The sequence below is a fragment of the Pseudomonas sp. URMO17WK12:I12 genome (assembly GCF_000514395.1).
Taxonomy (GTDB): Bacteria; Pseudomonadota; Gammaproteobacteria; order Pseudomonadales; family Pseudomonadaceae; genus Aquipseudomonas; species Aquipseudomonas mucoides.
Window position 1 is genome coordinate 172,171 of record NZ_AZVV01000015.1, and the last position, 19,535, is coordinate 191,705.

20 protein-coding genes and 1 pseudogene are annotated in these 19,535 nt (G+C 57.6%); 8 read left to right on the forward strand and 13 right to left on the reverse strand.

The genetic code is table 11. The features are described 5' to 3' along the window. Positions 1 to 202: 202 nt before the first annotated feature. The 3 genes from D882_RS0121655 (at position 203) to D882_RS1000000132220 (ending at position 3,146) form a co-directional block, all read left to right on the forward strand. Positions 203 to 1,309 (forward strand): mandelate racemase/muconate lactonizing enzyme family protein, encoded by a 1,107-nt coding sequence (locus tag D882_RS0121655; RefSeq protein WP_027925167.1) that lies wholly within the window; start codon positions 203 to 205, stop codon positions 1,307 to 1,309. 117 nt (positions 1,310 to 1,426) lie between these two features. Beyond that, positions 1,427 to 2,368 (forward strand): AEC family transporter, encoded by a 942-nt coding sequence (locus D882_RS0121660; RefSeq protein WP_027925168.1) that lies wholly within the window; start codon positions 1,427 to 1,429, stop codon positions 2,366 to 2,368. A 283-nt stretch (positions 2,369 to 2,651) separates the two neighbouring features. After that, positions 2,652 to 3,146, forward strand: coding sequence for a cupin domain-containing protein (locus tag D882_RS1000000132220; RefSeq protein ID WP_081743995.1), 495 nt, complete (start codon positions 2,652 to 2,654; stop codon positions 3,144 to 3,146). A gap of 420 nt (positions 3,147 to 3,566) precedes the next feature. Here the strand turns inward: D882_RS1000000132220 and D882_RS0121665 are convergent, their stop codons facing one another. The 7 genes from D882_RS0121665 to D882_RS0121700 all read right to left on the reverse strand — a co-directional run bounded on the left by D882_RS0121665 (position 3,567) and on the right by D882_RS0121700 (position 9,553). Beyond that, a complete protein-coding gene (locus D882_RS0121665) occupies positions 3,567 to 3,929 on the reverse strand; it encodes a DUF6124 family protein (protein ID WP_027925169.1) in 363 nt (120 codons plus the stop codon). A gap of 426 nt (positions 3,930 to 4,355) precedes the next feature. Then, on the reverse strand, positions 4,356 to 5,264 hold the full coding sequence (locus D882_RS0121675) for a MurR/RpiR family transcriptional regulator (RefSeq protein WP_027925170.1): 909 nt from the start codon (positions 5,262 to 5,264) through the stop codon (positions 4,356 to 4,358). 115 nt (positions 5,265 to 5,379) lie between these two features. Beyond that, positions 5,380 to 6,144 carry an ABC transporter ATP-binding protein gene (locus tag D882_RS0121680; protein ID WP_027925171.1) on the reverse strand — a complete coding sequence of 255 codons (765 nt, stop codon included), beginning with the start codon at positions 6,142 to 6,144 and terminating at the stop codon, positions 5,380 to 5,382. A gap of 18 nt (positions 6,145 to 6,162) precedes the next feature. Further along, positions 6,163 to 7,275 (reverse strand): succinylglutamate desuccinylase/aspartoacylase family protein, encoded by a 1,113-nt coding sequence (locus D882_RS0121685; RefSeq protein ID WP_027925172.1) that lies wholly within the window; start codon positions 7,273 to 7,275, stop codon positions 6,163 to 6,165. A 9-nt stretch (positions 7,276 to 7,284) separates the two neighbouring features. Further along, entirely contained in the window at positions 7,285 to 7,983 is a 699-nt protein-coding gene (locus tag D882_RS0121690) for an ABC transporter permease (RefSeq protein WP_027925173.1), read from the reverse strand. Between the two features lie 13 nt (positions 7,984 to 7,996). Beyond that, positions 7,997 to 8,686, reverse strand: a complete 690-nt coding sequence (locus tag D882_RS0121695; RefSeq protein ID WP_027925174.1) for an ABC transporter permease — start codon at positions 8,684 to 8,686, stop codon at positions 7,997 to 7,999. Between the two features lie 90 nt (positions 8,687 to 8,776). Next, on the reverse strand, positions 8,777 to 9,553 hold the full coding sequence (locus D882_RS0121700) for an ABC transporter substrate-binding protein (protein WP_027925175.1): 777 nt from the start codon (positions 9,551 to 9,553) through the stop codon (positions 8,777 to 8,779). A 197-nt stretch (positions 9,554 to 9,750) separates the two neighbouring features. Here D882_RS0121700 and D882_RS1000000133245 point away from each other — a divergent pair. Then, positions 9,751 to 9,970: pseudogene (locus D882_RS1000000133245) on the forward strand (MFS transporter); the annotation flags it as partial. Positions 9,971 to 10,021: 51 nt separating this feature from the next. On the opposite strand, the gene D882_RS1000000132230 reads toward D882_RS1000000133245, so the two are convergent. Continuing rightward, positions 10,022 to 10,432: a hypothetical protein gene (locus tag D882_RS1000000132230; RefSeq protein WP_081743996.1), complete on the reverse strand. Its 411-nt coding sequence runs from the start codon at positions 10,430 to 10,432 to the stop codon at positions 10,022 to 10,024. Positions 10,433 to 10,702: 270 nt separating this feature from the next. On the opposite strand from D882_RS1000000132230, the gene D882_RS0121710 reads away from it, so the two are divergent. The 3 genes from D882_RS0121710 (at position 10,703) to D882_RS0121725 (ending at position 13,078) form a co-directional block, all read left to right on the forward strand. Further along, positions 10,703 to 11,467, forward strand: coding sequence for a tetratricopeptide repeat protein (locus D882_RS0121710; RefSeq protein ID WP_027925177.1), 765 nt, complete (start codon positions 10,703 to 10,705; stop codon positions 11,465 to 11,467). Between the two features lie 515 nt (positions 11,468 to 11,982). Then, on the forward strand, positions 11,983 to 12,534 hold the full coding sequence (locus D882_RS0121720; RefSeq protein ID WP_027925179.1) for a chalcone isomerase family protein: 552 nt from the start codon (positions 11,983 to 11,985) through the stop codon (positions 12,532 to 12,534). Positions 12,535 to 12,553: 19 nt separating this feature from the next. Beyond that, positions 12,554 to 13,078 (forward strand): DUF3833 domain-containing protein, encoded by a 525-nt coding sequence (locus tag D882_RS0121725; RefSeq protein WP_027925180.1) that lies wholly within the window; start codon positions 12,554 to 12,556, stop codon positions 13,076 to 13,078. A gap of 114 nt (positions 13,079 to 13,192) precedes the next feature. Here D882_RS0121725 and D882_RS01000000131330 read toward each other — a convergent pair whose 3' ends face one another. Next, positions 13,193 to 13,654 (reverse strand): MAPEG family protein, encoded by a 462-nt coding sequence (locus D882_RS01000000131330; protein WP_050590225.1) that lies wholly within the window; start codon positions 13,652 to 13,654, stop codon positions 13,193 to 13,195. A gap of 80 nt (positions 13,655 to 13,734) precedes the next feature. After that, positions 13,735 to 14,688, reverse strand: a complete 954-nt coding sequence (locus D882_RS0121735; protein ID WP_027925181.1) for a diiron oxygenase — start codon at positions 14,686 to 14,688, stop codon at positions 13,735 to 13,737. A gap of 180 nt (positions 14,689 to 14,868) precedes the next feature. On the opposite strand from D882_RS0121735, the gene D882_RS0121740 reads away from it, so the two are divergent. Continuing rightward, positions 14,869 to 15,825, forward strand: coding sequence for an AraC family transcriptional regulator (locus tag D882_RS0121740; RefSeq protein ID WP_027925182.1), 957 nt, complete (start codon positions 14,869 to 14,871; stop codon positions 15,823 to 15,825). Between the two features lie 75 nt (positions 15,826 to 15,900). Here the strand turns inward: D882_RS0121740 and D882_RS0121745 are convergent, their stop codons facing one another. The 3 genes from D882_RS0121745 to D882_RS0121755 all read right to left on the reverse strand — a co-directional run bounded on the left by D882_RS0121745 (position 15,901) and on the right by D882_RS0121755 (position 19,420). Next, a complete protein-coding gene (locus tag D882_RS0121745) occupies positions 15,901 to 17,559 on the reverse strand; it encodes an arylsulfatase (protein ID WP_027925183.1) in 1,659 nt (552 codons plus the stop codon). Positions 17,560 to 17,866: 307 nt separating this feature from the next. After that, positions 17,867 to 18,316, reverse strand: a complete 450-nt coding sequence (locus D882_RS0121750; RefSeq protein ID WP_027925184.1) for a hypothetical protein — start codon at positions 18,314 to 18,316, stop codon at positions 17,867 to 17,869. A gap of 126 nt (positions 18,317 to 18,442) precedes the next feature. Then, positions 18,443 to 19,420: a LysR family transcriptional regulator gene (locus tag D882_RS0121755; protein WP_027925185.1), complete on the reverse strand. Its 978-nt coding sequence runs from the start codon at positions 19,418 to 19,420 to the stop codon at positions 18,443 to 18,445. Between the last annotated feature and the right edge of the window lie 115 nt (positions 19,421 to 19,535).

The window sequence follows — 19,535 nt, forward strand, 5'->3', positions numbered from 1 at the left end:
TAACAACTGAAATTCCCCATTAGCATTAATTTAAAAGTAAATAAAAACAATGGCTTAAGACTGTCGTGACTCAAAGGCTGAAAAACATCAAGTTGTTCAGTTGAAGGACATCAGGACGTTATGTACGTTGTCCCCAACCCCTGACGTGAACGACATTGAAAATCGCCACGCCAGCTTTGCAACCTGCTTGAGGCGCAGTCTTATGAAAATTGCCAGCATTGAAACCATTCCGCTTCGGATTCCCTTTACCACGGGTGGCAAGTCGGCAGGGGGCGTCTGGGGGCCGAAAGACCTGCAGATGGTCGATTCCCTCGTGGTCAAAATCACCACGGATGACGGCATCGTCGGTTGGGGCGAAACCTTCGGCTTCACCGCGATACCTGCAGTAAAAGTCGTGATCGACACGATCCTGGCGCCAGAACTGATCGGCAGAGATGCCACCCGGCGCGAGAAACTGCAGGGCGACTTACAGAAGAAATTTCACGTCTTCGGTCGCAGCGGTTCGTTCATATATGGCTTGTCGGCAATTGATATCGCGCTGTGGGACATCGCTGGCAAAGCGGCCGGCAAACCGGTCTACCAGTTGCTTGGCGGCAGTGAGGCCACTTCGCTGGCGGCGTATGCCAGCCTGATCCGCTACGCCGATCCCGAACTCATTCGCATCAATGTGCGGCGCGCGGTCAACAGCGGCTTTAAGCATCTCAAGCTGCATGAGGTCGATCCCGATGTCATCCGTGCCGCGTGCGAAGCCGCAGGTCCCGGCGTGGAAATCACCCTCGACGTCAACGCCCCCTGGAGCGTGCGCGAAGCACTGGATATGACCGAGAAGCTTCGCCCGCTAAATCTGCGCTGGATCGAAGAGCCGGTGTGGCCGCCAGAAGACTATTCGGGGCTGGCGCGGGTGCGCAAACACGGCGGCATTCCTGTCGCTGCCGGTGAGAACGCGTCGACGCTCATGGACTTCCAGCACCTGCTTGAAGCCGGCGCGGTGGATTTTGTTCAGCCCAGCCCGGCAAAAATGGGCGGCATTACCGAACTGCAAAAAGTCTATGCGTTGGCCAACGCCCATGGCGTCACCGTGATGGTCCATGCCTTCTATGACGGTCCCGGCCTGCTGGCCGCTGTGCATGGCAGCGCGGCCTTGGGTGGCGCGAAGTCACTGGTCGAGTGGCGTTACTTTGATCTCGAAGCACAACTCTACGGCGACGCCATCATTCCGCGTAACGGCCGGATCGACGTGCCGCAAGGGCCGGGACTCGGCATCGAGCCGGACGAAGATGTCATTCGCGACTACCGCTTCAAACCCTGACCGCAAAGGCCACATGGTCATTACCGCGTTTGATCGACGCCGATGCGACAGTCACGGCGTCGGCCTCCAACAGCCACGACGACATTCTTGATAAAAATAAATACGAGGATTGAAGACATGTTAGACAGAATCGTAGGGCCAATTTTACCCGTCGCCTTTGTGATCGCGCTTGGCTATATCGCCGGCAAGCGCGGACGGCTTACCCATTCAGACAGCCTGCTGATCAGCCGACTGGTGCTCGGCTGGATATTCCCGGCGCTGCTTTTTGTCGGGATGGCAAGCACGCCTCGTGAGCAACTGTTCGACTTCAAGTTTGTCGTGGCCACGTTCATCGGCATCATGGGTATGTACACGATAGCGCTGGTGATCGGCTGGTACAGCACTCGCGATCTCAAGGTTGCAACGCTCAAGGGCTTCGTCAATGGTTATCCTGATGCTGCCTTCATGGGCATCCCTATACTCGCCGCGATGTACGGCGCGGGCAGTATCTATTCGGTGCTGGTGCTGAACCTGATCGCGAGCCTGGTGATGATCCCGCTGACCACCATGTTGCTCACCATTGCCGATGGAAAGGGCAGTGGCGCCCAGGCGTTCGTGTCGAGCTTGTCCGGCGCGGTGCGCCGCCCGCTGATGTGGGCTCCGGCGCTGGGCATCATTATTTCTCTGCTTCAGTTCAAGCTGCCTCCCATTGCGGCGGAGTCACTCAATCTCCTTGGCAAGGCGACGCCCGGCGTATCGCTGCTTTGCCTTGGATTGATCATGTCGTCGGAGAAACTGAAAATGTCGGGTGAAGTATGGACCAATCTTGGGCTTAAGCTGTTCATTCACCCTGTATTGATGTTTGCGGCCACTGTTTTGCTGGGCACCCATGGGCTTTACGCACAACAGATGATTCTACTGTGCGCACTTCCGTCGGCGACGATCCCGGCGATGTTTGCGAACCAGACCGGTGCCTATCAGAGTGAAGCTGCGACAAGCATTCTGGTCAGTACCGTGCTGTCGATCGTGACGTTTTCTGCCGCGATCTACCTGATTGATGGCGGGCTCGCTGCAGCCTGATTATTTGTCCCTGCAATGAACTGTCGGTGTGAAATGAGGCGCTCGTTTCGAAATATCACGTTTGGTTTTGCTCCGCAGTCAAATCAGTCTAGAGCACACTTTTGCAGCTTGAATTGATTACATTGCGTATCAACTGAAGATCGCGTCAGCGATATCATCACAAGAGTGATCTATCAATAAGCTGGGCATGATGTTTCTGTTTTCAGCGGTAACTCGCCACGACTTGCTTATTAGGCTAAAAGTGTCGATGCCGATTTATTAATGCATGGCTAAGGTGGTTTTTATGATTGAGATTATTATGAAGGCTACTTGCCTGACAACCCTGCTTGTCGTGGGTGCCGCAATGGCGCACGTTCAAGCGCAACCATTACCGCTCGGTAAAACCGGTGCGTTGTATAATGAAGATGTGGAGTGGCATAGCTTTCCTGCATTCCCGAAAGAAGTAAAGCTGGCTGTTCTGGTCGGTGATCCAGGTAAGCCAGCGCCCTACGTTGTGCGTGTTAAAGTTCCGAGCGGCACTAAACTAATGCCCCATACACATCCGGAAGACCGCATATACACTGTGATATCTGGTGTGTTTTATATTGGTTTTGGCGCTGTATTTGACTCGAGCAAGTTAGTTGCTTATGGGCCCGGTAGCGTGGTGGTACTTCCGGCGAATACTCCGCACTTTCATTGGGCTAAGTCTGGAGAATATATATCTCAAGTTTATGGAGTGGGTCCGCTAGGTCTTGAATATATTGATAGTCATGACGATCCTCGTAATTCGTCAAAATAAAGAGGCGCTATTCGCCGGGCCAATGAAATCAATGAAGCTTGAATTGTGCTGCCGCTGCGGATTTATAATTTTATAAGCCCATCAATCCAACGTGGCGAGATGCTTTGGGCTATCCAGATTTTGTCGAAGGATCTGGCTCACTGATTTGAGCTCTGTATAGTCCTCGATAAAGGCACTGCCAAGTTCTCGTCTGATCCCCGAGGGTGTGTTTCCGCCGAATGGCGCCGCCGGATCAAGAAAGACCAAGAAAACACTCCTCGAGTGTCCGCTATGGCTGTGGATTCAACCGGTTGAATCCACAGTCGTTAGCAGTCAGTAAAGATTCGATTTTGCCCGAAAGCCGATCAATCATGCATGCACATGCCTAGTCACATCCCCCTCTGTGGCGAGAACCCATTTTCCCGCCACAGAGGCAAGCCCTTATTCCTTCAACTCAACCTTATCCAACGCCTGATTCACCGCCAACTCCCCCAACATCACCACCTGCGTAATCCCCAGCAGCGTCTTGCGGTGTGAATTCTCCAACAACGCCGCCAAATTACTCAGCATCGTGGTCGCCGAGCCCAGTGATTCGCTGGCGTTGACCAGCAGGGATTCGGTGTTGCACTTGGGATTGGCGAGGAACATCGGTTCGGGTTCGTGGTTGCTGGCCATGATCTGGGCAGCCGGGTTGAGGTAATGGTCGAGGGCGCGTTCGGCGGCTTCGTGGAGTTTTTTCGAATCGAGCGATTCGTAGGGCGATGCCGGATCGGTTTCCGGTGGGTTGGGTGTTGGTTTGCACATAGATGAATCCTGTTTCGAATAACAAAGAGGAGCCATCACCCTCGCTACCAAACGAAGGGTGGCGGCCATGCGTGGGTTGGTAGACCGGTCGAAACAGGAAACCCGGCGCTCACAATGGAGCCCCACGCATGACCACCATAAAGCTGAGTCCCAAAAAAGAGACCGAAAAAGGTGTCGTCATGCGATTGTTTCGAGGCGGGCTACCAAACCCGATCACTGTTTTGCAGTGACCGGAAAACGATATAGCCCACCCCGTAGCCGCACAAGCCGGCGGATTCTGTCTTACCCGTAGGCGATGGCGCAAGGCGTTGTAGCCGTTAGGACGTTACACCGAGTGTCTTTAAACGTACGACCGGAAGCCTGTTTAAACGCATCAAATGTCGAACAGAGTTCCTGCGCCGATCGATCAGGCAAAAACGAACGAAATCACTTTTTCGCAGGCTTTCCGCTGTTAGGGAAATGCAGGTACGACATCACGCTTTCAGTCAATTCTGTCGCCAGCTTCACCGCCTCTTTATTGCGCGCCATCACGCCGGCGACCAAGCCTTCGATCAAGGCCAGCACGGCGATGTTGGAACTGGTCAGTACAGGGTGGTCGCACGGCGCAAATAGCGTGTGCTCGGCGATGCCGGTGAGGGGGGAGGCGGGTGAGTCGGTAATGGCCAGCACCGATGCGCCACGTTCGTTGGCGAAGCGGGCCAGTTGCAGGGTGTCGAGGGAGTAGCGCGGCAGGGAGATCGCCAGCAAAACGTCCTGGTCGGTGATCGCGGCCAGTCGGTACGCGGCATTTTCGTTGCCGCCCTCCATGCTGATGGCCGCGGCGTCGGCACAAAAGGGCACCAGGGTCGAGGCGGCGAGGCCGGCGAAGTAAACACTGTTACCGAACCCCAGAATGTAGATTTTGCGTGCCGTGGTCAGGCGGGTGACGAACGCTTCAAAGGTGTCGGCGTGGTTGTTGGTCACCGCCGTGGCCAGGTTGCTGCTGGCACTCTGGAGTTGTTCATGCAGCCCAAATGCGCCGCCCGGGCGATGGGCCAGTTCGTTGCGCAATTTGTCGACCGGCGACACCATCTGCTGCAACGTTGCGACCAGTTCGGCCTTCATGCCGCTGTAACCACCGAGGTCCAGCGCTTTAGCCAGACGGTTGACGGCGGCGGGTGAGGTCAATGTTTCGTGAGCCATTTCCTCGATGGTCAGGGTCGCGGCTTTGAGCGGGTGACGCAGGATGAAGTCCGCCACCTTGCGCAGTGATGGAGGCAGTTCGGCAACGATTTCCGTCAGTTTTTGCATGACCGGCGCGGCGTAGACTGTGGTGTCTTTCGAAGGGGTGGGCATATCCGGCTCAACAATTCCTGAAGGTAAGAGAAGGGCTGTGCCTGATGCCCTGACAAGGTTGGCTGGAGTGTATCCGAAGCCAACCCTGTCAGGGCACCGCCGAGCCGTAGCGGTGTTACTTCAAACTCCCGGCCAGAAACTGCTGAAGGCGTTCGGATTGCGGATTGACCAGCACCTCACGCGGGTCGCCGCGCTCTTCGACAACGCCTTTGTGCAGGAACACCAGTTGGTTTGAGACCTCGCGGGCAAAGCCCATTTCGTGAGTCACCACCACCATGGTCCGGCCTTCCTGCGCCAGATCCTGCATGACTTTAAGCACTTCGCCGACCAGCTCGGGGTCGAGCGCCGACGTCGGCTCATCAAACAGCATCACTTGCGGTTCCATCGCCAGTGCGCGGGCAATGGCCACGCGCTGTTGCTCGCCACCGGACATATGCGCCGGCCAGGCGTTCATGCGGTGTGCCACACCGACTTTGGCCAAGTAGTGCTCAGCCTTCTCCCGTGCCTCTTTCTTGCCCAGACCCTGCACATGCACCGGGGCTTCCATGACGTTTTCCAGGGCGCTCATGTGGGACCAAAGGTTGAAGTGTTGGAACACCATCGACAGCTGCGAACGCATGCGTTGCAACTGCTTGGGTTCGGCCGCTTTGAGCCCGCCAAGTGTGTTGGTCACCAGTTTGAGCGGTTCGCCATTGAGCACGATGTTGCCCGCATTGGGTTGCTCCAGCAGGTTGATGCAGCGCAGGAACGTACTTTTGCCAGAGCCGCTGGAACCGATGATGCTGATCACGTCACCGGCCTGAGCTTGCAAGGACACGCCCTTGAGCACCTGATGCGCACCGTAACTTTTATGCAGGTCCTGAACTTCAAGTTTGTACATGGTTTGAACTCTCTGGAGTCAGTCGCTAAGCAAGCGACCCTGGCGAATGGGGGTAGAGCCGGCAACCTTGGCCAGCCACAATCCAGGCTGGGCAAAGCGCAGCCGTTCGCGGGCATAAAGAATGCCGTCGGTGCTGGCTCGCACCACGCTATGGCGGTCGGTCAGCGGGTCGATGACTTCGAACAGCGGATCGCCGACTTTGACCTGCGCACCCAGCGGTTGCAGAAAACTCACCACGCCGGGATGCGGCGCACAGGCGTACTGCGCGCCAGCGAAGGGCACGGCCTGGCAATGGCTCGGCGGTGCCGCAGGCCAGTCACCGCTGATCAGGCCTTGATCGGCGAGGTACCCGAGAATGGCGTGTGCGCTGTCGACACATTGCTCGCGTTCGGTGTCTGCCATGCCACGCAATTCGATGGTGGTCGCCGCGCACGCCAGCGGAATATTGGCTTCAGGAAAGCGCTCAGCCAGGCGTAACCAGGTAATGGCGCAGGCTTCGTCGAACGCGCTGCCGCCCGCACCTTCGGCCAGCAGCGTGACCCCGGCGCCGAGGCGTGCGGCCAGTGATTGCAGGCGTGGCCAGTGTTGCGGCATCGCATACAACAACATGATCGATTCGAAATCGCAGTGCAGGTCCAGCACCACATCGGCGTCGCAGGCCTGCTGCAGCAACAGGCGACGCAGGCCGTCGAGTTCCGAGCTCGCTACCGGCATGGCGCCGAGGGCATCTACCATGGCACGGCGGATGAGGGCGATGTTGGCGGCGGCGTCGTCTCCCAATTGGCCCTCCAGCCGCGGTGCAACAACATCAACCAACTCCGGGAAGTCGCGATTGAAGTTTTTGCCGCTGGAGAACTCGAATCGCCCCTGATGGGTGGCCTGGAACATCTGGGCGATACCGATCGGATTGGCCAGGGGCACCAACTCGATCACCCCGCTCAGACGGCCTTGTGCCTCCAGTTCCAGAAGACGGCGCTTGAGCTCGACAGCGACGCGCATCCCCGGCAGTTCATCGGCATGCAATGAAGCCTGGATGTACGCTTTGCGTGTGCCACTGCCAAAACGAAACAGCGTCAGCGTGCGTTCGGTGCCCGATGCACTCCACGGCAAGCGGTATTGAATGTGCTCCATAGCAGTTCCTTAGTGCTTGCGCGGTGCCAGATACGCCAGCCAGCGGCGCTCGGCCAACTTGAACAGACGCACCAGAATGAAAGTCAGGACGAGGTAGATGAGGCCGGCGGTGATAAACGCCTCGAACGGTAAATAGAACCGTGAGCTGACAGTCCGCGCGGCTCCGGTGATGTCGACGAGGGTGACGATGGACGCGAGGCTGGTGGTTTGCAGCATCATCAGCACTTCGTTGCTGTACTGCGGCAATGCCCGGCGCAAGGCCGATGGCAGGAGAATGCGGCGGTACAGGGTCTGGCGGGACATGCCCACGGCTCTGGCGGCCTCGATCTCGCCGGGGGGCGTGGATTTCAAACTGCCGGCCAGCAGTTCCGCGCTATAGGCACTGGTGTTGATCGCGAAGGCCAGACACGCGCAAAAGGTGGCGCTGGAGAGGTAAGGCCAGAGCACGCTTTGGCGAACGGTTTCGAACTGCGCCAGGCCGTAATAGATCAGGAACAATTGCACCAGCATTGGTGTGCCGCGAATCACGTAGGTGTAGAGCCAGGCCGGCAAGTTGATCAGTGGCGATCGTGAAACCCGCATCAGTGCCAGGGGTATCGCTAATACCAAACCCAGGGCCAGGGAAATGAGCAAGACTTTGAGGGTTAACAAGGCGCCATTGAAGTACAGCGGCAGGTTTTCCCAGATCAGGTTGTAGTCGAGAATCATGGGCGGTTCCCCCTCACAATTCGGCGGCTTTGATGCCGACCGAGTAGTGTTTTTCCAGATAGCGCAGCACCAGCAAGGACAGGCTGGTGAGCATCAAGTACAGCGCCGCCACTGCGAGGAAAAACGTGAACGGCTCGTGTGTGGCATCCGCAGCGTTTTTGGCTTTGAACATCATGTCCTGCAAGCCGATCACCGAAATCAGCGCGGTGGATTTGGTCAGTACCAACCAATTGTTGGTGAACCCGGGAATGGCGATACGAATCATCTGCGGCACCAGAATTCGCCAGAACACCTGCGCACCGCCCATTCCATAAGCCACACCAGCCTCGGCTTGACCTTTGGGTATTGCCATGAAAGCGCCGCGAAAGGTTTCCGAGAGGTAGGCGCCAAAAATGAAGCCCATGGTGCAGACGCCCGCGACAAAGGGGTTGATGTCGATATAGCGGGTGTAACCGAGCGCCAGGGCCATGCGGTTCACCAGATCCTGGCCGCCATAGAAGATCAGCAGGATCAGCACCAGGTCTGGAATGCCGCGAATCACGGTGGTGTAGCTTTCCCCGAGCAGGGCCAGCCATTTGAGCGGTGACAGCCGCAATGCCGCGCCAATCAGGCCCAGGGCAATCGCCAGGGACATGGAGGTCAGGGCCAGGTTGATGGTCAGCCAGGCGCCATCGAGAATGCTCGATCCGTAGCCGTGGAGCATGATGAAGTTCCTCAAGCGAGCGCCGCGAGGCGCGCAAGACAAGCCCCGGAAGACGCCCGCAACGGGCCATCCCCGGGGCTGGGGTAGGGCTTACTCGCCGTAGATATCGAACGCGAAGTACTTGGCCATCACTTGCTGGTACTTGCCATTGGTGCGAATGGCGTCAATCGCGGCACTCAGGCGCGCAACGTTGGCAGTGTCGCCCTTGCGCACGGCGATCCCGGCGCCCCGGCCGAAGTATTTCGGGTCGTTGATGTCCGGCCCGACCAGCGCGAAGCCCTGGCCTGCCGGTGTCTTGATAAAGCTCTCGTCGGTGGCGACGATGTCGGCGAGGGTGGCGTCCAGGCGGCCCGAGGCCAGGTCGAGGAAAGCCTCATTCTGTGAGCCGTAACGCACCACGACGACGCCGGCTTTTTCCAGTTGCTCGGTGGCAAAACGATCGTAAGTCGAGGAGCGTTGCACGCCGACTTTCTTGCCCTTCAAGTCCACCAGCGGGTCATTGATCACATTGCCGGCCTTCATCGCGAACTTGCCCGGTGTGTGGTAGTACTTTTTGCTGAAGTCCACAGACTTCATCCGGTCTTCGGTGATTGACATCGACGACAGCACGGCATCGATCTTGCGCACTTTGAGCGACGGGATCATGCCGTCGAACTCCTGAATGACCCACTCGCACTTGACCTTCATTTCTTCGCACAAGGCGTTGCCGATGTCGTAGTCGAACCCGCTGATGTGGCCCTCCGGTGTCTTGAAGGAGAAGGGTGGGTAGGCGGCTTCGATACCGATTCGCAGGCTGTCGTCATCGGCATGTGCCAGGAAGCTGAAAGCACATAGCGCCAGGGCACCTAGAAGTTCTGTCTTGTTCATTTTGTTGACTCCTTGGAGGGCATTTGAGGGTTCGGGTGCCCGCCATCCGGGTTGGCGCGGTGGATCAATCCTGTGATCGGCGAAGGTATAAATGACACAATAAAATTCTATATGCAACATATCTGAAAATAAACGTATCAGTTTTGGGCGTGATAATACGCATCAAAACCCGGTCGGGGGCGCTGCTGTTGGGGCGCTTGTTTTATGCGTTTGGCACCGGGCTAGGCGGCATCATCGGGCCGACGTTGTTTGGCCAGTTGATCCAGACCCAGCAGCGCAGCAGTTTGTTGATCGGGTATCTGATTGGTGCTGCGCTGATGGGTGTGGCGGAGGGGGTGCAAGCGGTTTGGGGGGGGGGCGGCGGAGCGCCAGGCGTTGGAACAGGTGGCCAGGCCGTTGTCGCAGGCTGGGGATTGAAGGGAATGACTATCCCCAGCCCTGTATTTCAGCGACCGCTACGCTTGTTGTTTAGCGACGATAGTAACGATGCTCGTCCTCGTAACGATGCTGCATGGCGCGATCCTGGCGGCGCTCCCAATCACGACGGTCCGCTTCTCGGCGGGCTTGCTCTCTGCGCCAATTATCTCTGCGCCAGTCGTCCCGGCGCCAATCGTCTCGGCGCCAGTCGTCTCTACGATCGTGCCAACGGCCGTCACGCCAATATCGGTCGTCATGGGCAAGTAACGGTCCCGTCTGCTGGCCGGCCATGCTGGCCAGGCTCGGCCAAGGGTTCTCCGCAGACTGGGCAGGCACCTGAACGGCGGTGACTTCAGTGGCGAAAACAGGGGTTGAGGTTTTCATCGGTGTGGCTGATGCCGAGCTCACTGCCGCAAACGCGAACAGGCCGAAAAGCACCATCCGTGGGACATTGAATTTCATGAGCGAAGACAACCTCTGATTGAACATTGGGCATGTGGCCAATTGGCCGAGGCAAGCCTGCGGGGGCAGGGCTGACCGAGCGAATGAGCCTATCCAGATAGACCGATAAATAGGGAAAAGTTCTAAAGGGCCGTGGTTTAAATAGCCCCCGTCGCAGCAGGAACTTCAGGGTGTTGGCCCGGTCAATAGCCGCCCTGTATCGCAAACGCCGAGCAGCGCTGTGGCCTGTTTAACGGCAGTGCCTTCCGAGTTCTGCCGAGTCCGCCCCTGATGCCAACCACGTGTTTTCTGCCCGGCCTCATCCTGGTGTTCTGCGCTGTCGCGTCGTTTTGTTCGGTTGCTGCCGAGCGAAGTGCGACCGCGCAAAGCAACAGCGCATCCACTGCCCTGATCGAAACAGCCTCGCAGCAGTATGGAAATGGCCAACTGGACCAAGCCGCCGCCACGCTGGAGCGTGCCCTGCATATCCAGCCGAACAATCCCGCGACGCTGCATTACCTCGGTGTGTTGCGTCTTCAGCAGGGGCAATACCAGCAGGCTGAAACTTTGGCGGCGCGCTCGAACCTGCGGGTCGGGCGCAACGTCGAGTTGCGCAACCGCAACTTCCAACTGATTCAGGCGGCGCAACAGGCTCAATCTTCGGGTATTCCACCCACTGCCAAAGACGATCAGGTCGCAGTGCGGCAAGCGCTGGAAGCGGAGACCCAACGGCGCCGCGAAGCGCAGAGGGCGGCGGTTGAGCAATCGGTTGCAGACACTGGGCGTGACGCGGGCAACTTCGCCCGCGCACAGGCAGATGTGGCATCGGATTCACCGACGGCAGGCAGATTTCAGCCCGTAGGAGCGGGGCAAATGACTTCCGTCGAGCCAGAGCCCGCCTACGATGAACTTGAGATTCCACGCGGCCACATGCCGCCACCGGGTAAATGCCGAATCTGGTTTCCTGGTCGCCCGCCGGGGCATCAGCCCCCACCCGGCAAATGCAAGAAACTGCGGGATCGGGTTCCTTCAGGGGCTTATCTGGTGCGCGGTTGAGTTCGCTTGCGATTAAGGACTTATCCTCCCTTTGCGCATTCAAACGCCATTACATTGATGCCAGGTTGCCTATGGCTGTCGATCTTCATGAGTGGCTGGAAAGCGTGAAGGACGCGCAATCCTTCATTGGAAACTTCCTCTGCTTTTTATTGTACGTACTGGATAAGTTTGTAGATGTTTTGTGCAAGAGAGGCCTAAAAAGTCAGCTGACAATGGCCGCTTCAGCACCTGTTGCTGACCTCCAGATCGCCAGAAGACGCTGCCGGCATCATTAATGCGTGCCAAAGCCAACCCCTGGCACCCCTCATGGGTGGACTATTTTCATGACGTTGTGCCTGTCACTCGCCTCTTTTTTCGGCGCGGATCGCGTTCGAATGCGTGTCAATCAAGTCATTTGGCCGAGGGCGGTGGTGGCCGTTCTTGTGGGTGCCGTCGAGTTTGAGACGATAGCTGTACAAAATAATTATTTGGTATAACTTTTAAGGGCGCCTATTGAGTCATTTCGAGGGCTTTGCATGACCAGGCAGACGGGCCGCTTAATCCACCACGCTATCTGTTTTGTTCTGATGCTCCAAAGCGCAGAACTCTTTGCTGATTGGCGCGAGGCTGTTCCCAATGCTCGTCGGCTGGGTTACGGCGAGATGCGCGTATTCGGGTTTTCCATTTACAGCGCGCAGTTCTGGAGCTCACGCCTCATTGCCGGTGAAACGCTGGATGCGGATGCGCCTTTTGCGCTGGAGCTGACCTACAGTCGCGCCATTAGTCGCGATGATCTGGTGGAGGCCAGCATCAAGGAAATCCGTCGCCTGTCGCCCAACACTGTGAATTCAAAGCTCATGGCCCGCTGGGAGTCGGAGATGTTTCAAGCGTTTGTCGATGTGCGTGCCGGTGACCGCATCACCGGCGTTTATATGCCTGGAGAAGGCGCACGTTTTTACGTCGGTGAGCACCTTCGGCATGTGGTGAGAGATGTCGCGTTCGCCAAAGCTTTTTTTTCGATATGGCTTGACCCCCGAACACGTAACCCGGAGCTGCGCGCCCAATTGCTGGGTGCAGCTAAACCCTGAGACCGTTGAGGAAATGCGCATGTTGAAGATAGGGATACTGCTGCTGTGTATTGGCCTTGCCAGTTGCAGCCGGGTGGATGTGCAAACCTACAGCCAGGAGACGCCCAAGCTTGAGTTGAGAGAATTCTTCGAGGGGCGGGTTGAAGCCTGGGGCATGTTTCAAAAGCGTTCTGGCATGGTCGCCAAGCGCTTCCACGTGGAGATCATTGGCCACTCCGAAGGTAGCAGGCTGATACTCGACGAATCATTTACGTACAGCGACGGTACGAAGCAAAAACGAGTGTGGACGTTAACCCCGGTTGGCTCCAGTCAGTGGCGCGGAACCGCTGGCGACGTGGTGGGCGAGGCGCTTGGTGAGGTGGCAGGCAATACACTGCGCTGGAATTACGTGCTGAGGCTACCGGTGGATGGCAAGGAGTATGAGGTTCAGTTAGACGACTGGATGTACCTTATGGACAAGAACACCCTGATCAATCGCTCGTTCATGACCAAGTTCGGGGTGGAGGTAGGCCAGATCACCTTGTTCTTCCGCAAGCAACCTTGATTCAAAAACAGCGGCGCCACGCTGCTTTTTGGCTGGCGCTACGCCTCGGATAAAATTCGTTCAGTGTTCATCGCCACTACAAAGCGTGCGGGTCAATTCCGATGCAAACGGTGGTCAGGACGAATGCAAATAATGGGTCAAGTCGAGCGCCATTTCGCCGCCATGAACGGCGGCGATGACAATGAGCGCAAGAAAGCAGAGCAACTGAACGCTAAAGAAAGTAAACCGAACGGCCACGAAGGCATCGGTTTGCACATGGCAGACGTGCACCAGCGATTGGCACACGCGAGCGATCAGCACGCACAGGCTCAAGTAGTTCACCGCAGGCCCGTTGATGTCGAGGGCTGAAATCATCCAGACGATGACGGCAAAGACCGGCAGGTTTTCCACGCAGTTGGCGTGTGCCCTGGTTCCGCGCCGATACCAGTCCTCGCCTTCGAGTTGATCGCTGCGGAAAGAGGCGATCGGCACATTCGAGAACAGGATGGCGCCCCAGCGATACACGCCGACGGTGGCCATCAACAGCAGCAACGTCCAGGTCGCAAATCCCAGCAGCATCCACATCGGTATCGTCATGGCCGCCATCCTCCACAGATCGCTGTCAGCACGTTATCGCGCAGCGCGCGGCCGATGGGCAGTCGGTCGCGCGCGGTCACTCAGTGGCTCATGATCGGTGCCAGTGCGGCCTGAATCCTGGCCATCTGTGCGGGCGTGGTCATGCTTGTCAGCAGCCGGCCAAAGTGGGGATGCTGCACGCCCGAAATAATGTATTGCCAGCGGTAGGCGCCCAGCACGCCGGCCTTGATGTGCGCGGTCTCGTCGGCACTGAGCGATCTGGGCACATTGCCAATGAAGTACTCGGCATCGGCGGCCGATTGTGCCTGCAGGATGGCGTCGACGGCGCCTACCAGCGCAATCAGGTCATTCACCGCCTGGTCGCAATCGTCCGGCGTGAGTTTCGCGTGCTCGGCCTTCCACTCCAGTTCATCGAGTACGACGTGCCGGCTTTCATCCTTCCAGTGAAATTTGAAGACGTCCTTGAACAGCGGGCACAACTCCTCGCGCGGGGCGATGCTTTTCGTGTAGTGCGTTTGTACAAACAGCTCGATATGGCAGGTCAGCGCCAGCACCGACCAGGTGCTGGCCGCCAGTACCGCACGCGCCACATCGTTGGCATCGGCCACTTGGCGATAGCCTGCGGGCAAGCGCGAGTCCAGCATTGTTTCCATGCGCCGGAACAGCTCCTGGTGCTTGATCTCGTCGTTGGAAAAACGCACCAGTGCTTCGAGGGCGAGCTGATCATCAAAGACATGGGCGCGCCCCTGATCGAGCATCTTGGCACTGATAAAACGCTCGACCAGGCCAAAGAGGTACGCATAGGTCCGGCCCTGAATCTGACTGAGCAGGCGCGCCTCGTCCGCGGCGAGAAAGGTCAGGCGGTCGATCTGCGACAGCCCGTCGGGCAGGAATTTGCGCGAGAAGTCGAAACGACGGTCCCGGAGCAAATCGCGATCGATCTGCCATTCCGATTTTTTCGATGATTTGACCATTTGCGCATAACGGGCGGCATTGCCTGAATCCGGGCCGGGTATGGTCGTGAGGGTATTCATATCGATCTCCTGCTGTGGGGCCGCTACGGTTGACGTCGGAACCCTTCGCCATGGGTGAGCCTCTGGGCTCGTCTCGGTCGCCGGGTCCGCGTTGGTGCTAATCTAGGTGTCGCCTTTGCGGCCGTGAATGCCCCGTACGCCTGATTACCTGCTCCGGGCTCCGGAAGGGAGGGTTGGCACATGCTGGATGCGCTTTCTGATGTTTTGCGAGTGATTCGGCTGTCTGGAGGGGTGTTCCTCGAGGCGGAGCTCACCGCGCCCTGGTGCATTAACGGCAGGCTCTCGGCGGATGACTGCAGCCCGTTCCTGGCGGCGCCCCGACACGTCATGTCATCGCATTTTGTCGCGGCGGGGCACATGCAAATAAGCATCGACGGTGGTGCCGCCATCGACGTGGGGGCCGGCGAACTCGTGCTGCTTCCGCGCAATGACGCTCATTCGTTTGGCAGCGACCTGAGCGTTGAGCCCATGCTGGTGAAGGACGTTATCCAGCCGCCGGAAGTCGGCGCGATTTCACGGATCAACTGCGGCGGGGGCGGCGAGGCCACACAGTTATTGTGCGGATTCCTCGGCTCTGAAACGCCCTTCAGTCCGTTGCTGTCGTCGCTGCCATCCTTGTTGAAACTGGACTTGCGCGCGACGGCTTCGGGCGCCTGGATCGAAAGCTCCTTCCGTTTCGCGGTCAGTGAGATAGCGGCGGGGCGCGTCGGCTCGACAACGGTCATCGCCAAGCTCTCGGAATTGTTGTTTGTCGAGGCCGTCAGCCAGTATGTCGCCAGCCTCCCCGCGGAGCGGCGCGGCTGGCTGGCAGGGTTGCGAGACCCGCACATCGGGCGCGCACTGGCGCTGCTCCATGCCCGGCCAACCGACAGCTGGACGGCAGAAGCCCTGGCTCAGGAGGTGGGCATGTCGCGCTCGGTGTTTGCGGAGCGATTCACGGCATTGGTCGGACAGCCACCGATGCAATACCTGACCCTCTGGCGTATGCACGTGGCGGCTCAACAGCTGCGCGAGGGTCGCGGTAATGTGGCGCAGATCGGCTTTGCCGTCGGCTACGAATCTGAAGCCGCGTTCAGTCGCGCCTTCAAGCGCCAGTTCGGCACGTCCCCTGGCACTTGGCGCAGACAATCGGCATGAGCCGTGACGGCTCGCTAGGGTCAAACAGGGCGAAGTGGCGGCCTCTGATGAAGCCGCCCTGTTTCGCCTGTTTGATCAGTTGCCGTTTGGCATCGACAAGTTGATGCCTTCTTTTTTCAGCGCATCACGTACGTATTGGAATTTCTGGTACTGCGACAGTTCGATCGGCCCGTCATAACCCATGCTTTGCAGTTTGCGTGGCGGGTAATCGACGTAGGTTTTCATCAGCTTCATGATCGCTGCCGTGATCGGCACCATCGTCCAGGTGCGCTCGGTGAAGTTGTTCATGAACAGGTCATAACGCTCTTGCGGGTCTTGCCACAAGTCGAAGACTTGCGGCACGGTGGCGACATATTTTTCGGCGCCTTTCCACCCCAGGTTGGAGTCCACCGCCAGACCACCGGTTACTGCGCCATCGTCGCCGCGCAGGTTGAACACGGCCTTGTAGTTCCCGACACGGGCCGCCCCCGGCGACAATTCGTTCTCGGTAAAGTAGAACCACTCCTTGCGTGGAGAAGGGCCACTGGCAGTGAGTACGGGGGTCATGTCGTAGCTGTCGAAGATGATCGGCTGACCTTCACGATCCTTCTCGGGCAACTTCACGCCGGCAACCGAGGCGAAGGTGGCCATCAAATCCAGGCCCCCGAGTAACTCGTGGTTTTTGGTGTCTGGCTTGATCTTGTCTGGCCAGACGGCAATGGCGGGCACCCGGTTACCGCCTTCACGCACCGTGCCCTTGGTTCCGCGGAACGGGGTGTAACCGGCATCCGGATACACATCCTGCCAGGCACCATTGTCCGTGGTGTAAACCACCAACGTGTTCTTATCCAAGCCGAGCGCCTTGAGCTTGTCCATGATCCGACCGATGTGAGTGTCGAGTTCGACGATCGAGTCGGCGTACTTGGACTTGGACATGGACTTATGAATGAACTCCGGTGCCGGCATGTTGGGCTGGTGCACTTTCATGAAGTTGATGTTGATGAAAAAGGGCTTGTCCGATTTGGCCGCGGTGTCGAGAAACTCCAGCGCGGCTTTTTCGACGTAGTTGTCAAAGAACGGAATGCCGACCACGCCGGGCTTGCCGTCAACCACAGGCGTGTCGACGTACTGGCCGTTGATCTTGAATTCCTCGACCGGTTTTTCACCCGCCTTGCCGGACAACGCACCCTTGGTCACCCGTTGAAACATGGCGCGGGTTTCCGGGTCCATGTCGGGGAACCAGGTCGGGTCAGCGTAGGTGTAGGCATTGAGGTGGTACAGGCCGACGTATTTCATCACGTCATAACCCTGCGCGTTGGGTAGCGCATAGTCGGCTTCGCCCAAATGCCATTTGCCGGTGAAATAGGTGTCGTAGCCACCGGTTTTCAACACCGATGCCAACGTCCACTCGGCGGCGGGCAGACCACCGCCCTGGCCCTGGAAGGCCACGGTCGTCATGCCGCTACGGTTGGGGATTCGCCCGGTTTGCATGGCCGCGCGACCGGGTGTGCAGCTGGGCTGGGCATAAAACGAGTAAAAAGTGACACCTTCTGCCGCCAACTGATCGATGCTCGGCGTGGGCATGCCTCGACCGACGCCACCGCCGTAGGGGCCCAGGTCGCCATAGCCGGTATCGTCGGAGACGATAAACAGAATGTTGGTCTTTTCCGTTTGGGCCGCGTGGGCCAGTCCGTTAAATGACAAAAGCGCAGCAAACACTATAGATAGCCTGAAACGATCCGATAGCTGTTTCATACCAGGATTCCTCGTTGTTTCATGGTGCTGGCAACCGGGCGATGAGTGCACAACAACATTGACCCTTGGTGCATTGACCACCGAGCAATTAGCCTAGGTTCTGCGTACAGAATCATTTTCCCCTTGTGATATGACCCTCCGCAGATACAGGCGCAGGAAAAGTCTAGTGCGTTTTTTTCAAGTAGACGGGGCGATTGCGATGTTGGGGTGGTGTATGTAACGCCAGGATTACAACCCGAATAAATCCCAACCAAGAATACAATCGCCACCTACAGCCCGACTCGACTCAACAGTGACTAGAGGTGCTTTATCGAGTCGCGTGCGCCACATCGCCACAGAAAATATCGGCGCTGCCATCCTCGGGTGAAGTACGCACGACAATGGAGTACTTGCCAGATAACAGGTCTGGCATTTTTATCGGCGCGCTTCTGTAAAAGGTCCATCCGCCGGTCCCCGCATTGGGTTCGGTATTGACCTTATCGTTCATGGCGAACGCGGCAGGCCCGGGTTGCTGGCAACTACCTTTGTTGATGAAGGTGTAGAGGCGCGGGGGCAGGATGGTTCCGTTTGGAACGCCGGTTATGTAGAAGTCAAAGTTGGTTTGATTGCCTTCGCCAGTCAAAGTGGTCGTGGCGGTATGACCGGGGTTCCTCTGGGTCGCTGTCAAAGGAAGATTCATTGACGGGTTTGATGAGTGGGTGCAGCCGAAGAGACTTGCGGTGATCAATAGTGCTGACAGGGGGGGACAGAGTTTCATTGCCAACCTCCAATAGTGGAAGAAGTGCGGTGGGGGGACTCTTGGGTATAGCTCATGCACGCGGCGTTGCGTTCTTGAATATCCCGCGCTGTCGCCAAAGTGCATGATATTTCGGCAGGCGAACCACTAACCTTGATCTTTTTTCACTGCGCTTGTCATTTGGGCCAGAACGGTTTCACGCTGACAAATTTCCTCTTCGACACCCCTCACTTCGTTCATGTAAACCTCGACGGCGGGCGGCAGTGAGCGCTCTTTCAGGTAGATAAAACCATAGCGGGTGCGCAGGGCGAGGTCATGGAGGATTAATGGTACGACCTCGCCGGCGAGGAACTCTCGCTCAAAAGTCGATAAATTCCCTACCGCCAGGGCGTTACTGTTCTCGACGAATTTAACGATTTGCATGGGCACGTCTATTTCAATTGCCGGTACAAAATCACCATTCACTGCATCGTATGCACCGGCACAGCCCAACGTTGCCGGGAGTAAGTGGCTGGACAGTCGCAGCGGAATACGCGAAGCCACCCAGGGATAATCGAGTGTTTGCGCCAACGTCAATGCCCGCTTTTGCGAAAGCAGAGGATGGCCAGGCCGACAAAACAAGCGTCCCTGGTGCTCACCCAACAACTCACAGGTGAATTCGTCCCGCCCCTCCAGAGTGCTGATTTCGGCAATCCCCAAATCCACTACGCCGGTCGCGACCTGATGAGCCACGTCACGCCATCCGGCAACATGGGCCGTGACTTTGATGTGCGGATGCCGGGCGTGCAGCCGCGCGATGCTGGTGTATCCGCTGGTCATACTTGGATAGGGACCCAAGGCCACTTTCAGCGCTCCGATATCACCTCCCGCCAGCAAGGCAATGTCACGCCGCAAATCTTCCTCGGCCACTAACAAGCGTCGACTTTTTTCACGAAGCAAATGACCGAACGCCGTCAGCGCAATGCCTTCAGGGCGTCGGTCGAACAGCGTGACGCCCAGTTCATTCTCCAGCAACTGGATGCTTTTGCTCAGTGCCGGCTGGGAAACCCCTAACGCTTTGGCCGCTCGACCAAAGTGCGCATGTTCAATCAATGCCAAAAACTGACGTAAGCGACGGGGTGTCATCTCATAACCTTTATGTTATCGAAACTCACTGAAACGGAATTTTTCGTAATGAGATGAATATGCTATTCATGGCCTGGCGGGTCAAGTTGACGCGTACCCCAACAATAAAATCGAG

What these genes read in the sequence shown, in the direction of transcription:
- D882_RS0121675 (WP_027925170.1), bottom strand. Translation starts at nt 5,264, where the DNA reads ATGCCCACCCCTTCGAAAGACACCACAGTCTACGCCGCGCCGGTCATG.
- D882_RS01000000131330 (WP_050590225.1), bottom strand. Translation starts at nt 13,654, where the DNA reads ATGACGATACCGATGTGGATGCTGCTGGGATTTGCGACCTGGACGTTG.
- D882_RS0121740 (WP_027925182.1), top strand. Translation starts at nt 14,869, where the DNA reads ATGCTGGATGCGCTTTCTGATGTTTTGCGAGTGATTCGGCTGTCTGGA.
- D882_RS0121665 (WP_027925169.1), bottom strand. Translation starts at nt 3,929, where the DNA reads ATGTGCAAACCAACACCCAACCCACCGGAAACCGATCCGGCATCGCCC.
- D882_RS0121720 (WP_027925179.1), top strand. Translation starts at nt 11,983, where the DNA reads ATGACCAGGCAGACGGGCCGCTTAATCCACCACGCTATCTGTTTTGTT.
- D882_RS0121700 (WP_027925175.1), bottom strand. Translation starts at nt 9,553, where the DNA reads ATGAACAAGACAGAACTTCTAGGTGCCCTGGCGCTATGTGCTTTCAGC.
- D882_RS0121750 (WP_027925184.1), bottom strand. Translation starts at nt 18,316, where the DNA reads ATGAAACTCTGTCCCCCCCTGTCAGCACTATTGATCACCGCAAGTCTC.
- D882_RS0121685 (WP_027925172.1), bottom strand. Translation starts at nt 7,275, where the DNA reads ATGGAGCACATTCAATACCGCTTGCCGTGGAGTGCATCGGGCACCGAA.
- D882_RS0121660 (WP_027925168.1), top strand. Translation starts at nt 1,427, where the DNA reads ATGTTAGACAGAATCGTAGGGCCAATTTTACCCGTCGCCTTTGTGATC.
- D882_RS0121655 (WP_027925167.1), top strand. Translation starts at nt 203, where the DNA reads ATGAAAATTGCCAGCATTGAAACCATTCCGCTTCGGATTCCCTTTACC.
- D882_RS1000000132220 (WP_081743995.1), top strand. Translation starts at nt 2,652, where the DNA reads ATGATTGAGATTATTATGAAGGCTACTTGCCTGACAACCCTGCTTGTC.
- D882_RS1000000132230 (WP_081743996.1), bottom strand. Translation starts at nt 10,432, where the DNA reads ATGAAATTCAATGTCCCACGGATGGTGCTTTTCGGCCTGTTCGCGTTT.
- D882_RS0121755 (WP_027925185.1), bottom strand. Translation starts at nt 19,420, where the DNA reads ATGACACCCCGTCGCTTACGTCAGTTTTTGGCATTGATTGAACATGCG.
- D882_RS0121710 (WP_027925177.1), top strand. Translation starts at nt 10,703, where the DNA reads ATGCCAACCACGTGTTTTCTGCCCGGCCTCATCCTGGTGTTCTGCGCT.
- D882_RS0121690 (WP_027925173.1), bottom strand. Translation starts at nt 7,983, where the DNA reads ATGATTCTCGACTACAACCTGATCTGGGAAAACCTGCCGCTGTACTTC.
- D882_RS0121745 (WP_027925183.1), bottom strand. Translation starts at nt 17,559, where the DNA reads ATGAAACAGCTATCGGATCGTTTCAGGCTATCTATAGTGTTTGCTGCG.
- D882_RS0121735 (WP_027925181.1), bottom strand. Translation starts at nt 14,688, where the DNA reads ATGAATACCCTCACGACCATACCCGGCCCGGATTCAGGCAATGCCGCC.
- D882_RS0121725 (WP_027925180.1), top strand. Translation starts at nt 12,554, where the DNA reads ATGTTGAAGATAGGGATACTGCTGCTGTGTATTGGCCTTGCCAGTTGC.
- D882_RS0121680 (WP_027925171.1), bottom strand. Translation starts at nt 6,144, where the DNA reads ATGTACAAACTTGAAGTTCAGGACCTGCATAAAAGTTACGGTGCGCAT.
- D882_RS0121695 (WP_027925174.1), bottom strand. Translation starts at nt 8,686, where the DNA reads ATGCTCCACGGCTACGGATCGAGCATTCTCGATGGCGCCTGGCTGACC.